Below are 13242 nucleotides of genomic sequence, written 5' to 3' on the forward strand. Positions count from 1 at the left end.
ACATCATAGAAGGGGCTGCTTTGCGGACGCCGTAGAGCCATCCGAATAGGTCGTTAAAAGCTCCACGGTCTTACCCTTCACCTTGAAGGTCAGCACTTCATCGGCAGGATGATCTCGCCAGCGACCGGGGATAACGTCAACCGACCGCCACATTATCTGATGGCCTTGTAGCTTGCAGTCGTTGGTCCACAGTTTTCCATCATCAGGACGGCGGTATAGAACGCGGGTGACGCCCCCGAACGGTGCGGTCTTCATGATCTTCGGCGAATGGCCGAAGAGTTCGGCTATCGCCGCCTTGCATACGGACGCGGTTTCGGCGGGCGTCAGGAGCTTGGCTGGTTCGACCTTGGTAGGCACAACCCCCATATCGGCATCAGCCCTAGCAAGATCCGCTGCTGATGGTCTTGCCTCTTGGGGGCTAGGCTGAGGGGTGGAGTCCGAACAGGCCGATAGGGCAAGGACAATGGCGATGGTGCCTGCCTTCCTCATGCACCTGCCCCTTCTTTCATGGAGCAAACCAAGTCTGCTTCAAGGGCGAGGCTCATTGGGTCAACATATTCATCGGCAAGCGTGCAACCGGTCACAAGCTGGGCAACTTCGCGGTTCCAGTCCCGGATTATCGCGCCTCTCTTTCGGCCGAAAACGGTGGGCACATGATAAACCCAAACCTTCTTGCCGAAGTTCTTAACCTCGTAAGTTTCGCCTTCGTGCTTGACCTTGTGCTTCTTGCCGTCAGCAGGAACCGTTGTGGCTCCCGCACTGGTCGCCGCCGCCCAAGCGACGGCAGCCGTCATCAACAAACGACGCATTCATTCACCCTGTGCCCCACCGCACCACCCCGCCAGCCGGGACGGTTGATCGACGCGAACACAGGAACACGCCTCCCGCGTATTTCCCGAAGGTATTATATTCCGCAGGCCGCCCGACCGTATGGCCGAGAGCCTGTGTTCGCCGCCGATTGCGGGCTTCCTCTTCCGATCAAAGTCGAGGAAGCAACGACGCTATTAGGTCATGGAAGCGCATGAGTCTATTACGCTTTCGATCCGTCTTCTTACCGCTTCCAGACCCTTACTGCCTTCACCAAAGCGGCAAGTCCCGTAAGGACGGCTGCCACGCCCATCAAAAATGAACCATCGATATTGCCCATTGCCGACTCCTTTCCTGCTGCGTATGTTCTTCTTTTGTTCTCATGTAGGAAAGGCGATTCTCATGGCGGTCAGGATAGAGCCAATCCCGGAAACGGTTCGCGTTCGGATCAGCGGCGACATAGAGACGGTTTTGTCAGTGCCCTATGAAGATGACGACAGGTTCCTTGTGGGCCTCAGCGACGGAACCCTTCTGGTGGGCAGCTATGATGACAACCTGCGGTGCAAGTTTGATGTGGCGCGTGATGGAGCAGGCATCATTCAGTTTGATAACGGTGCAGCAGTAATAAACTGGAAGGTGGAATGGGCTACGGTGTCCGCATATAATGCAACAATGGTGGAACTACCTGATCCAACGCCAATGCCTTTATTCCCATATTTAGAGAACCTGATGAATTAATATTACAACTACCTTTTGATAGTTATTGGGTTTATTTTATGTTTGGCAACGAATATTTTATGGTAGGCGCTTTTAAAGCCCATGAAGGCCCTTTGATTTGCGAGAGGTAGGGTAGTAGCCTAAAGGTTCATTTCGATGCCTGGTGGGCTTCTGAGAGGCTTTAAAGCCCATTTCAGATAGATGAGTCGGGTTCATTGGCGTTGGCAGAAGCAAGTTGCTGTTTTGTAATGAAAAGCTGGCTATCTTTGCACACGTTCAAGCTGTATCGATGATGCTCCTGTCCACGGGGGGCAGGATGACCCCGGCATCTGGTTCCCAAAGCCCCGCAGGGGTCAATCTATCTGCTACCGATGTCAGCGCCGCCCATGTGTGGATGGCAAAGAGGGGTGGTTTTCGGACTGTCGGCTTTTGGTCGGTATTCGTTGAAAGCGGACCTCATAGGCAGGGCCCGTTAGAACCCCATCTGTCGCTATGAACTGATATCGGCAAACGATGCCGGGCCTGCGTCCAGATCAAACTCATTTCCTGTTGGATAAGCTCTAATTCTGCCCTGTTTCGCGCTTCTTCGTCCTTTGGTGCATCCGCATGTAAAAGTGTAATTGCAGCTTCACGCTTTGCCCCGCACCTCACTATCGCGGCTGCCATAGCTTCAACCGGCGATCCAGGTGGAGCCTCATCCTGTCGGCTACCTATTAAGCACTTTTTATATTCGGTCAGAGAGTTAGTTGGCGGCAGCGGCGACGCAGACGCTGCTAATAACAAAATGAATATCGTCATCCCACACCGTCGCCATTCTGTAGACCCAAAGGTGTCCACAGTTTTGAGGTAACGACGGATGTCGGGAAAGCAAAAACTGTCTGCGGACGGCGATTTCTGGTCGTTCTGAACTGGCAGCAGAGGCCAATAATCGGCTAAGGGATGGGCATGAAAGTTCGAGCTTCCATTGAGTTGATCCCGACGGAGAGGGGAGGCGCTGGCCACCCTCTACGTGGTTGCTTTCGTCCCAATCATCGGTTCGGCTCCGATGACTTCGTGGTTGGAGAAGTCGAGCAGGCTCCCGACGAAGTCATTGCGCCAGGTGAGTGTGCAAATCGTATCGTCGCCTTTCTTCCCGATGGTTTGCCCATGCTAATAGCAGGGACGCAGTGGGAGATATTCGAAGGCCCGCAAAAGCTGATTGGACACGGAACGGTCTTGGAACTGCTTGAAGGCTAATGTCAGCTTCCAGATGAGGTGGTGCTGCTGCCTCTGAATGACAAATAATGGTCGTTAGCGGAAATGTAAGACGGCCTGAGCAAACAAACCTCCGGCCGCGATTCCACACGCAGCGACAAACATCCAAAACCTAACAGGCTCAACGTCTCGGTCGATGATGCACCCGCCCCGTAATGTGACGCGGCCAGCGAGGGCAGTGAAGAATGTCGTAGCCAACATTACAGTCGCAATTATCCAATTGAAGGCGCTGCCCGGCATCATGCGGCTAATATCGCCTATTTGTCGAATGTCCGCAATTGGGGAGCAAACACAACCGCTCAGAGGGCAATTTCTGGTCGCTTGCTGCCCGGCAGCTTGTCCGCACCGGGCTGGGTCATTGCATTTCCAATAGGATCATAGGTCTGTGAGGCGCAACGGGTGCACCCTTGCTAGTGCAGGTTCAGAACCTCTTGAACCGCAAGATCGATTGCCTTGAATGATTGCATGACCATTGCAACGGCGTATCCGATTAGCGCCGCGATGAAGGCCCAGCCCAGCCAATCACCATCTCCGAAAATCCGAACGCCCAGCGCGGCTAAGACGATGAATAGCGTGACCGCCGCCAAACGAGGCAGAGCCAACGGAAATGAATAAAGGATACATTCAGCGCGCCGACTTTCGTCCCCAATCTGCGCCGGGGAGAGCAACCGTGGTAGCATCCGAAGGCCGAAACCCCAATCAAACAGGAGCAGAGTGCCGCCAAGCGCAAGAGGCAAGCCTGTGGCACGTGGGAGAGTCCCGTTACTTAATCCCCATGTCGCCGGGAGTGTAACGGCCACAGCGAGAAGCAGCGTGAACCAGACGGACTGAAATAAGCGCATTTGCATATTTTGTCCGGCCGAAGGAATGTCCGCAAGTGGCATTCAGAAGATGGCCCTTAAGCGGCAATTTTTGGTCGCTTGCCGAAAGGCAGCTATGCGCCCGCCGTCATAAGAATAATATATAGCCCAATAATACGCCTATCAGCATCCCTACCGGGGCAAGTATGAACATGCTGATGGGCGGCGTCGTTACCGGGTTGAACCGCAGGCGCGGGCCTTCGCATTCATCCAGCGACTTTAAACGCCTTTTCGCGGCGAAATGGTCGAATGTCTGCCATGTTGCCCCTTTCCCCCATAGCGCTGCATGATCATGCCCCTATGCAGTCCTCTTTTCCACCCATTGGATAACGCATGGGTCATAAGTTCTGACTTCTGACCGCGCTCGCCGTGCAGCGCTACCTTGGCACACAACATAGAGAATGATCCTATGTGCCAGCCCGTAGGGCAGGGGGTAAGAAATGAGCGGCGGTATGTTCGATTAGGGTTTACATGATGAGACATAGCCTAAGAGACACAGATCTTATGCATGAAAGTGTCTCAATAGAGTTGACGAATCATTCTGATACGTGGATGAAGGAGTGGTCTAGAACCTAATGAGACAGGTAAGCCATGCTAGTAGGGTACGCGCGTGTAAGTTCAGTAGGTCAGTCGCTGGATATCCAGTTGGATGCCTTGAAAGACGCGGGGTGCGAAAAGGTCTTTAGCGAGAAGAAGACCGGCACGGCGGCGGACGGAAGGCAGGCACTTCAAGATGCTCTGGATTTTTGCCGTGAAGGAGACACCCTCCTAGTCACCCGCCTTGATCGTCTGGCAAGGTCATCTGTCGATCTGCATAACATTGTCGCTAAGCTGGAAACCAAAGGCGTTCGCTTCCGCTGCCTTCAACAGAGTGGGGTCGATACAGATACGGGCATGGGTAAGCTGGTGCTGGCGATCTTGGGCGCGGTCGCCGCCTTTGAAACCGACATACGGAAAGAGCGGCAGAGAGAAGGCATCGACAAGGCTAAGGCTAACGGGGTGTATAAAGGTCGTAAGCCATCGGTTGATGTAGAAGAAGTCCGCAAGCTTAAGTCCGAAGGTATGCGACCGACTGATATTGCTAAGAGCCTCAATATAGGTCGTGCAAGCGTGTACCGTGCCCTAGAAATATAGGTAAAGACGGAACAGTTACATCAGTACAAGCCGTTGCCATTTTCAGAAATGCCATTTAAACGGGCAGCACCTACTCAATGGATGCGATAGCAATTCGGTTTCGCTATACAGAACGGAGGTAAATCTGGAATGACAAATAATGAAAATGACTACGCCAAAACAGGCAATAAGCCTGAAATGTAAAGACTGTAATCACGACGAACTATCCGCAGGTACTTTTTTAGAGCAAACCGCCGCCTGCGTTTGCGTTAATTGCCCCCTCCATTGAGCACAGGCCCGTCCCCCGCTCCTGTCGTACAAACGGGAACTTTGATCCAGCCGCTATCGCTGCTGTCAGGGAAAAGCTTGAACGTGTAAATCGGGCGCGTGCGGCTCGTTAGGCCGCTAGAAACTTCCGGTTTCATTCCACGGTGCTGGAAGGGGCCTCGCCCTATTGCAAGGTCCTTTCTCAAACTCCGACTTTAGCGACACGAACGGCTTCGGTACGCCGTTTCCGTCTAGATGCATAGCTCTTGTCAGGCTCAGCCTTTTGGTTAGATATGAACCAAGGGGGATCAATGAGTTACGCTGTTCTTTCAGAGACTGCACTTGCAGGAGTGGTTCGTGCGGGCGACTCTCGGCGTTTCAATGTCGATCTAAGGCTTCATAGACAGCTTATCATTTCTGGGGCATCCACTAATGCCCTTGCAGCTACGATCTGTTTAAAAGATTTTACGACGACCAAGTTGAAGGGTCGCACTTACATATCATATCGTGAATATGAAAAAGTTCTTTTAGTGCGAGCAGTTGCAAAGCATTTGAAAAGACGCCTTGCTATAAAAATGCCCGACCGTAACAACGCGGTGAAGGGCATCATTTCCGCACTGATAGATTCAACGCCTTTTCATGTTGTTAGGTGCGACATATCATCTTTCTATGAGTCTATCGAAGTTGAACCGTTAAAAGAACTTCTACTATACGACACGTCGAGTTCGCAGATAGTTAGAGATTATCTTAAAAAGTTCTTTGATGTGCATTGTACAGCAAAGTTTGGCCTTCCCAGAGGCGCGGGCATAAGTGCCGTTTTGTCGGAAATAGCGCTCCGGAATTTCGATAAGGGGGTCGTGGCGTTGGCAGGGGTGTATCGATATTATCGATATGCCGATGACATCGTGTTGTTTACCACAGGGTGTCCAAAGCAACTGCTTGCCGACGTTAGCAAGCTGCTTCCGCGAGGAATGAAGCTCAACCGGAACAAGGATAAGAGCTACTTTAGAAGCTTCAATATGACCAAGTCGGGCAACAAGGGTGTCGTTGTAGCGGACACGGTTTTCGATTTTCTGGGGTACCAGTTTGCAACTACTCCTATCTCCGGTGCCTCTGCCAGCCGGAAGGTAGACGTATCTATTTCCGACAAAAAAATCAGGAAAATTAAAACAAAGATATTCATGTCGCTTTTGAACTATCGAAAGGACATGGATAATCGTGCGCTTCTTGATAGGTTATTTTTTATATCCAGTAATTATATTGTTAAAAGGTTCGGGGTAACGCATTATAAATCTAAGAAATTTGCCTATTCGGGCGTGTATTTCAATTATATAAATTGCGGTACTTATAAAATAAACAAGAGATCGGAGATCGTAAAAGGTGAATATAATTGTAACCAGCTAAAACAGGTCGACGGATATCTTCGTAATCTTTTATTTAGTAGAAAAAGCGAATTCTCTTCATATATAAGATTTGGATTTAGGGGATTGGATAGGCAAAAGCTGAATAATATCTCTTTAAATATGGGATATAGAAAGAAAATGATTATCAGATTTAGCCCAGAGAGAATTGCCTATCTTAAGAGGGCTTGGCGCAATGAGTAAGGTCGATGATCTTAGGGCGCGGTACCGCGCCGTTCTAACCGACACATTGCCATACGAAGTGCCTGTTATATTCTCCAACGATCGATTGTTTGCAAATGCTATTTATGATGGGGCAGGGTCCAGTAGTGAAGCTGACAAGCTTGTAACCAAGGTATTTGATATACGAGCGGAAAATAGTAAACCGCTTTCTTATGCGATATTTAAGGATACGAAGCGGCTAACGCGCCTGGGCATCGTACATCCAAATATGCAGCTTCGAATGTCTGCATTTTATCAAGCGTTCCAGCTTGCGATGCTGGCAGGCTGCCAAAAAAGTAACTTTTCGCTTCGCCGTCCGGTTGGCGAGACACCGCTATACTCTTCGGAAGAAATGTCAGGAGAAAAGGCATTCAAACATGGCATTCCTCACGTTGATCCTGCTGATGGCGAGATAGATGTTTCGCGTGTGGTTTCCTACTTTTCTTACGGGAAGTACAACCTCTTAGGGAAGTTTTACGACTCCGTGGAGTTTCGTAGATTGGAGAAGCGCTTTCGGTTTATGAAAGCGATTGATGTCTCCCGCTGTTTTTTTAATATATATACCCATAGTATTGCTTGGGCGGTAAAGGGAAAGCCATATTCCAAAGACAACAGGGATGCCTTCTCGTTTGAAGCAGAGTTTGACCGCCTCATGCAAGAATGTAACTATGGCGAGACTAATGGTATCGTTGTCGGCCCGGAAATTTCACGTATATTCGCAGAAATAATTATGCAGAATATTGACGTGCGCGTAGAGCAGGCCTTGCCAAAGCTTCAAAATAATAAGGATTATGCGGTCAGAAGGTACGTAGACGATTTTATCATATTCTCCAACTCTGTTGATGATATGGATAAGATCGAACATGAGATAGCGAAAAATTTGGAAGAATTTAAGCTATTCTTAAACGATAACAAGACGGAAAGTTTCGTTAGGCCTTTTGTTTCGCCAACTTCCAGATTGAGAGGAGAGATAGCTGTTCAAATTCAATGTATATATGACGATATTGAAGAAGCTATCTCATCTGTCGATTCTAAAAATATCCACAACAAAGCTAGGTCAATAGGCCGAAGACTGGACGATATTAGAAGGTCTAGTGCTACTCATTCGGTTCCTCTGCATTCTGTAAGCGGATGGATACTGAGCAATCTGCGAAATGTTCTTTCTAAATCGATCAGTCATGCAGCAAAGTGCGGTAAAGATTGCGAGAACGCTCTATTCCATCTTATATCTTCTCTTATAGATTTTATATTCCATCTGTGTTCTTTGGATTTGAGAGTAAGGACGACATATAGTCTGTGTCAAATACTGGAGCAAATCCGTTACCTAAAGGATTTGCAACATTCCGACTTGATCGATCGTGTCATGCATCTCGTTTCGGAAGAGATGTCTATCCTAATTCGTAGTTGCCTTTCGCTTCCTCATGATCTCAAGGGAGGCGTTGAATTGTGCAATCTCCTGATTGGAGGAAGACACTATTTAGGTAATGATTTTATTAGAACAGAATCATTTAAGGATGCTATAAGTTACATAGTTGAGTTGAGTGCAGTATCATATTTTCAATTTGTTACGGTAAAATTCTGTTTAGGGCATGAATCGAAGTTTGATGTTACTGGGTTTGATAAGAAAATATTCGATAAATTAACGAGCGACAAAAGTTGTTTAGGGAAAGATGCTGAATCTTTCATGCTATTTTGCGATTTTTTATCGTGCCCGTACATTGCTGAGTCAGAAAAGCGGAAACTGTTTGTTTTTTTCTTTGAGGGTAATCCGTCTAAACAAGGTGTATTAGAGGCGGGAGCGAGGTTGGGGTTCATTGATTGGACCGGCCTCTCTATCCGCCACACTCTTGCAAGGAAGGCATTGCGTCCCGTCTACAGTTGGGCTTAATGAGCTTGGAGCTATCATCTTGCCAAAGATATCGCTCAGTGTAGCTTTCGGGCGCAGCATTGGGAATGATTACGTTACTCTGTGTCACCGCGCGTGGTGATGTACGAGGAAGCGGGCGGGGGTGGATTTCTTATGAAGTTGCGTTCGCACACACATTTCGGTGTTGGTAGCTCCACCCTCTCACCTAATCAGCAGAGTTAGGTTGGTTGCCTGACAGGCTTGTCATTCCAGAGTATTTGCTACAAAGGTTTGTAGCAACCGTAGCAGGCGGTCTCACGTAACCCTTTGTTTTTTCGTAATGCGAGGGTCACGTGTTCGAGTCACGTAAGCGGCACCACTAACTCTAACACATTGAATTTGTTAGAGAAAATCCGCAAAATAGGGTTTGTTACGACTTTCTGCTGCAAACGTAGCAGGCGATTCTTGTCGACATATCTCCTTAGGCGCGACGGCGGCTCATACTATTTCCGGCGCGCTATCCCTGCGAATCTCCGTCCTTTCATCGGTGGAAGGCGGAAATGGATTAAGTCTCTTGGCACTAAGAGCAGGAGGGGCTGGGCGTTGAGCAGCGTCGCGCAGAAGACATCGGGATGATCATGCTTCATGCAAGGGCGTCATCGACATCCACGCCGAGATTCTGACGCACGCGATCGCTCCCACGTCATTGTCGATCAATATGGGCTGGCGCGGGACACCCATTCTCTTTCGACCTCCTCAGCTGCCGGTGCTGACGGCCAATTCGTCCAATAATCAAGTTGGCTATCCTAACGGCTTTCGATTTGGCATGCTTAGCTCCAGTACGACAGCACGGTCCTTCGACTCCGTAATGAGGGGAAATGATGAACGATCTATCGGCATCGGCTACCTGGGGCGACACTGCGGAATATTTCATGGCGCGCCAGGAAAGCCATCGCGGTGGCGTATTTCCCGTCCATTCGCACGATCATTTCGAAGCGCTGCTGATCCTCTCTGGTCGCCGCATGCAGCATTATGGCAGTTCGGAGATTGAAGCCAATCCCGGCAGCCTGATCTTCACCCCGCCAGGGCTGCGCCATGGCGCGACCATCGTCGGGCACACCGCCAGCCTTTCCATCCAGTTCAATCTGAAATTCCTGCATCCCGAACTGCCGGCGGATGCCCAACGCCTGTGGTCGCACCCCAGTACGCTGAGCGCGGCCCCTGAACTTCTGCCCTTCGTAGCGCAGAAGCAGATGCGCTATGAATGCGATCCCTGCCTGACGGAGAAGCTCCAGGGGATCTGGACCTCGCTGATCGAACGCAACGGCTCGCAAAGCCTGGGCGCTGAGCAATATGCGCGCGCGCAGCTTTCCATCCTGCTGCTTGAGGTGGTGGAGGCATTTGAGAGCGAGATCGTCGAGGTGGCCGAGATGGAGCAGCATGAAGGTGCTTCGGACAAGATCGACGAGTTGCGTCAGTTCATTGACGCCAATCTGGCCGAGCGCCTGTCGATCCACGAAGCGGCCCGCCACCTTGCAATCTCTTCCAGCTGCTTGGCCGCCCGCATCAAGCGGGTGACCGGGCAGACATTCGGCGAGCTTCTGCTCAAGGCGCGGCTGCAGCATGCGCGTGAGTTGTTGATCTATACCGACAGGCGGGTGTCCCAGGTGGCGTTTGAATGCGGGTTCGACGATCACGCCTATTTCTCGCGGCGGTTCCGGCAGGATCTGGGTGTGTCGCCACTCGAATTCCGGCGTCGGCAGCTATCGGAGATCGATTTGTCTGCGATCAGCGCCCAGCGCCATTGATTGGGGGAGGGCGGCGAAGCCAGCCGATAGTTGATCTGTTCGGAAAGTTGCTTTCAGCAGGTCTGTTCCCCTGGTCGAGGGCGGCCAACAGGCCCCCATTTCGCTGAAGTTTGAATATTGCAAGGAGTATGGGGCATGACACAGTCCACCAACACCGAAGATCTCGCCCGACGGATTCGCGTCAACGCCGTTAATATGGTTGATATTCAGGGCTTCGGCTATCTGGGCCAGGCGCTCGGCACGGCGGAGATCATGGCAGTGATCTTCGGCGAAAATTACTGGCGGCAGGGCGTGGACCGCTTCGTGCTGTCGCCGGGGCACTATGCCATTACTTTCTATGCCGTCGCCGCGGAGATCGGCCTTCTCCCGCGCGAGGCGCTGGCCGACTATGGCAAGGACGAAGCATTGCTGGAAGCGATCAGTACGGAACGCACGCCGATTGTCGACATCACCTGCGGTTCGCTGGCGCAGGGGCTTTCCGGCGGCATTGGCCTGGCGCTCGCCCAGAGGTTTGCTGGCGAAAGCGGACGAACGATCGCGCTGATCAGCGATGGCGAGATGGAAGAAGGACAGACCTGGGAAGCGGCCATGTTCGCCGCTCATCACAAGGTCAACAATCTGATTGCGGTGATGGACGTCAACAATTCCCAGGTTGACGGGCCGATCACCTTCGTCACCACGGTCGAACCAATTGCTGACAAATGGCGTTCCTTCGGATGGAACGTCGTCGAATGCGATGGCCATGACATTGATGCGCTCCGGCAGGGCATGGATGATGCGCTTGCGTCGGATCGGCCGACGGTAATCCTGGCGAAGACCGACATATTGGGCGGGCTCACATCTTTTCCGCCGACCGTCGATGGGCATTTCATCAAGCTCACTCCCGAATTGACCCGGGACGTCCTCAAGGAACTGTCCGCCGAGCCGGCGTGATCAGGATCTGTTGACCACTGTTAAGCCTACCGATCTGACGCGTGTCTGATCGATGGCTGAAGTGTCCGGTGATGGGCTGGATCGATGTGGACGATCCAGCCCATCACCTGCGCGGTTGTCGGCGCGTACTCGATCTCGGTGCTGCGGAGGCCGATCATGCCGCCATTACGGTATCGAGCATTTGGAACTGGGTCGGAAAACTTCGCCACGTTTCGATGACCGTTGTGAACTTAAATATATTTGCGTCTCGGGCTGGGGGTATTGGTTGTCTACATTGAGCTATCATCCCCAGGTGATGACGGTTCTATCCATGTGTGCGGCGACACCCCCCGTCTCCGCACCGGAGGTGCGATACAATCCGCTGAAGTATGTTCAGAATACCAAAGATCACGTCGCGATCGAAGAATAGAGTGATTTCCAAGCGATCGGAACCGATCGCTGGTTAAGAAATCGCGGAAGCCAAAGAATTCAGAGCGGCGATCTGATTCAATCAGATCGAAACCCGCTCTAGAAAGTTACTTTGCACGCTGTGCAGCAGACAAAGTAGTTCAAGCGATCAAGCCTTCAATCCTAACGGCGACGGCCATTCAGCCCTTATTCTCTTACAAAGTTCGCCGAGTGTGGGTCCTCGGCGTAGCGACTGAAATACGCGACGAGCCTGAAGATAGGGGATTTGGGCATGGCATTTCATGAAGCATTGCGCGCGACCGGTGGGCAGCGGCCACCTAACTATCTGACCGAAATCAGGCTCTGGATTCGCCCCTGCGGATTCGCCCTGTGCGCATTTTGATACGGCGTCTGCCGACGAATACGCACCTGTTTAATTGGACCATTGGAGAGCGACATGTGTAGCCACCCTCAACACATCCATTGTACTCCGGAGATGCTGCCGGAGGAATTCAAGCGGGGTGCTTCGCAAAATGCGATCATGGCCGTGGATTGGGAGAATCGGGTCGATTTCGACCGGCTTCGCAAATATCGGTTCAAGCGCGTTCAGGACCAGCTGAAGACGTCGAACATGGGCGCCGTGCTGTTGTTCGACATGAACAACATCCGCTATACGACTGCGGCGCACATCGGCAATTGGGCGCGCGACAAATATTTTCGCTGCGCGCTCATCATGCGCGATCGCGAACCGATCATGTGGGATATCGGCTCGGCCGCCAAGCAGCATCAGAAGCATAATCCCTGGATCAGCCCCGAAAATTGGCGCCCGGTGGTATCAAGCTGGCGCGGCTCGATCATGGAAGAGGTTGGCGTTGAGAAGGCGAACGCGAAGCGGATCGCGGACGTGCTGCGCGATGCTGGCCTCATCAACGAGCCGCTGGGCATAGATGTCGTTGAAATTCCGGTGCTCCGGGCGCTGGAGGCCGAAGGGGTGACGATCGTCAATGCAGAAGGGCTGATGCAACGCGCCCGCGTCATCAAGTCGATCGACGAGGTCTCGTTGCTGGAGACCGCCGCGTGCCTGGTCGATTCCGCCTATGACGAGTTGTTCCGCGTGTTGCGCCCGGGCGTCAAGGAAAGCGAGGCCGTCGCCGTCGTCAATCACGTGCTCTACAATATGGGTTCGGAGAATGTGGAGGCGGTGAACGCGATTTCGGGCGAACGCTGCGCGCCGCATCCCCATGTGTTCTCGGACCGTTACATGCGGCCGGGCGACATGGCCTATTTCGACATCATTCACTCCTATATGGGCTATCGCACCTGCTATTACCGCACGATCAATATTGGCGGCGCGACCCGCAAGCAGCGGGACGTGTACAAGAAGACGCGTGAAATCCTCGACGAAGCGATTGCGGAGATCAAGGTAGGCGCGTCTTCGGCCGATATCGCCAAGAAGTTCCCGGCCGCCCAGGAATTCGGCATGGCGAACGAGGAGGAGGCGTTCGGGCTGCAATATGCGCATGGCATCGGCGTTGGCCTGTGGGAACAGCCGCTGATCAGCCGCTATCACTCGATCGAACACCCGATCACGATCGAGGAAGGGATGGTCTTTGCGATCGAGACCTACT

General features: G+C 51.9%; 11 protein-coding genes. 8 read left to right on the forward strand and 3 right to left on the reverse strand.

Translation table 11 applies throughout. The features are described from left to right. Positions 1 to 3: 3 nt before the first annotated feature. Complete coding sequence (locus tag MRBLMA1_RS20800; RefSeq protein ID WP_363739534.1) at positions 4 to 489, reverse strand: hypothetical protein; 486 nt, start codon at positions 487 to 489, stop codon at positions 4 to 6. Continuing rightward, positions 486 to 809, reverse strand: coding sequence for a hypothetical protein (locus MRBLMA1_RS20805; RefSeq protein ID WP_363739536.1), 324 nt, complete (start codon positions 807 to 809; stop codon positions 486 to 488). The genes MRBLMA1_RS20800 and MRBLMA1_RS20805 overlap by 4 nt, the downstream gene beginning before the upstream one ends. Before the next feature lie 400 nt (positions 810 to 1209). On the opposite strand from MRBLMA1_RS20805, the gene MRBLMA1_RS20810 reads away from it, so the two are divergent. Continuing rightward, complete coding sequence (locus MRBLMA1_RS20810; protein ID WP_363739538.1) at positions 1210 to 1545, forward strand: hypothetical protein; 336 nt, start codon at positions 1210 to 1212, stop codon at positions 1543 to 1545. 1643 nt (positions 1546 to 3188) lie between these two features. Here the strand turns inward: MRBLMA1_RS20810 and MRBLMA1_RS20815 are convergent. After that, positions 3189 to 3662 (reverse strand): hypothetical protein, encoded by a 474-nt coding sequence (locus tag MRBLMA1_RS20815; protein ID WP_363739539.1) that lies wholly within the window; start codon positions 3660 to 3662, stop codon positions 3189 to 3191. Between the two features lie 567 nt (positions 3663 to 4229). On the opposite strand from MRBLMA1_RS20815, the gene MRBLMA1_RS20820 reads away from it, so the two are divergent. From MRBLMA1_RS20820 to MRBLMA1_RS20850, 7 genes are all read left to right on the forward strand, one after another. After that, the gene (locus MRBLMA1_RS20820) at positions 4230 to 4772 is read left to right on the forward strand and encodes a recombinase family protein (protein WP_363739541.1); all 543 of its coding nucleotides are present in this window, start codon (positions 4230 to 4232) and stop codon (positions 4770 to 4772) included. A gap of 557 nt (positions 4773 to 5329) precedes the next feature. Continuing rightward, entirely contained in the window at positions 5330 to 6622 is a 1293-nt protein-coding gene (drt3a, locus tag MRBLMA1_RS20825; protein ID WP_363739543.1) for an antiviral reverse transcriptase Drt3a, read from the forward strand. Beyond that, positions 6615 to 8528, forward strand: coding sequence for an antiviral reverse transcriptase Drt3b (gene drt3b, locus MRBLMA1_RS20830; RefSeq protein ID WP_363739545.1), 1914 nt, complete (start codon positions 6615 to 6617; stop codon positions 8526 to 8528). The genes drt3a and drt3b overlap by 8 nt, the downstream gene beginning before the upstream one ends. Positions 8529 to 8951: 423 nt before the next feature. Then, positions 8952 to 9122, forward strand: a complete 171-nt coding sequence (locus tag MRBLMA1_RS20835; protein ID WP_363739547.1) for a DUF6538 domain-containing protein — start codon at positions 8952 to 8954, stop codon at positions 9120 to 9122. A 242-nt stretch (positions 9123 to 9364) separates the two neighbouring features. Then, a complete protein-coding gene (locus MRBLMA1_RS20840) occupies positions 9365 to 10294 on the forward strand; it encodes an AraC family transcriptional regulator (protein WP_363739549.1) in 930 nt (309 codons plus the stop codon). A 135-nt stretch (positions 10295 to 10429) separates the two neighbouring features. Beyond that, the gene (locus MRBLMA1_RS20845; RefSeq protein ID WP_363739551.1) at positions 10430 to 11227 is read left to right on the forward strand and encodes a transketolase; all 798 of its coding nucleotides are present in this window, start codon (positions 10430 to 10432) and stop codon (positions 11225 to 11227) included. Positions 11228 to 12071: 844 nt separating this feature from the next. Continuing rightward, the coding region (locus tag MRBLMA1_RS20850) for a M24 family metallopeptidase (protein ID WP_363739553.1) at positions 12072 to 13242 on the forward strand (1171 nt) is incomplete at its 3' end.

The sequence above is a fragment of the Sphingobium sp. LMA1-1-1.1 genome (assembly GCF_040676365.1).
Taxonomy (GTDB): domain Bacteria; phylum Pseudomonadota; class Alphaproteobacteria; order Sphingomonadales; family Sphingomonadaceae; genus Sphingobium.

Bases quoted from the DNA above. Each gene is read 5' to 3' on its own strand.
- MRBLMA1_RS20800 (WP_363739534.1), bottom strand. From the start codon at position 489: ATGAGGAAGGCAGGCACCATCGCCATTGTCCTTGCCCTATCGGCCTGT.
- MRBLMA1_RS20805 (WP_363739536.1), bottom strand. From the start codon at position 809: ATGCGTCGTTTGTTGATGACGGCTGCCGTCGCTTGGGCGGCGGCGACC.
- MRBLMA1_RS20810 (WP_363739538.1), top strand. From the start codon at position 1,210: ATGGCGGTCAGGATAGAGCCAATCCCGGAAACGGTTCGCGTTCGGATC.
- MRBLMA1_RS20815 (WP_363739539.1), bottom strand. From the start codon at position 3,662: ATGCCACTTGCGGACATTCCTTCGGCCGGACAAAATATGCAAATGCGC.
- MRBLMA1_RS20820 (WP_363739541.1), top strand. From the start codon at position 4,230: ATGCTAGTAGGGTACGCGCGTGTAAGTTCAGTAGGTCAGTCGCTGGAT.
- drt3a (WP_363739543.1), top strand. From the start codon at position 5,330: ATGAGTTACGCTGTTCTTTCAGAGACTGCACTTGCAGGAGTGGTTCGT.
- drt3b (WP_363739545.1), top strand. From the start codon at position 6,615: ATGAGTAAGGTCGATGATCTTAGGGCGCGGTACCGCGCCGTTCTAACC.
- MRBLMA1_RS20840 (WP_363739549.1), top strand. From the start codon at position 9,365: ATGATGAACGATCTATCGGCATCGGCTACCTGGGGCGACACTGCGGAA.
- MRBLMA1_RS20845 (WP_363739551.1), top strand. From the start codon at position 10,430: ATGACACAGTCCACCAACACCGAAGATCTCGCCCGACGGATTCGCGTC.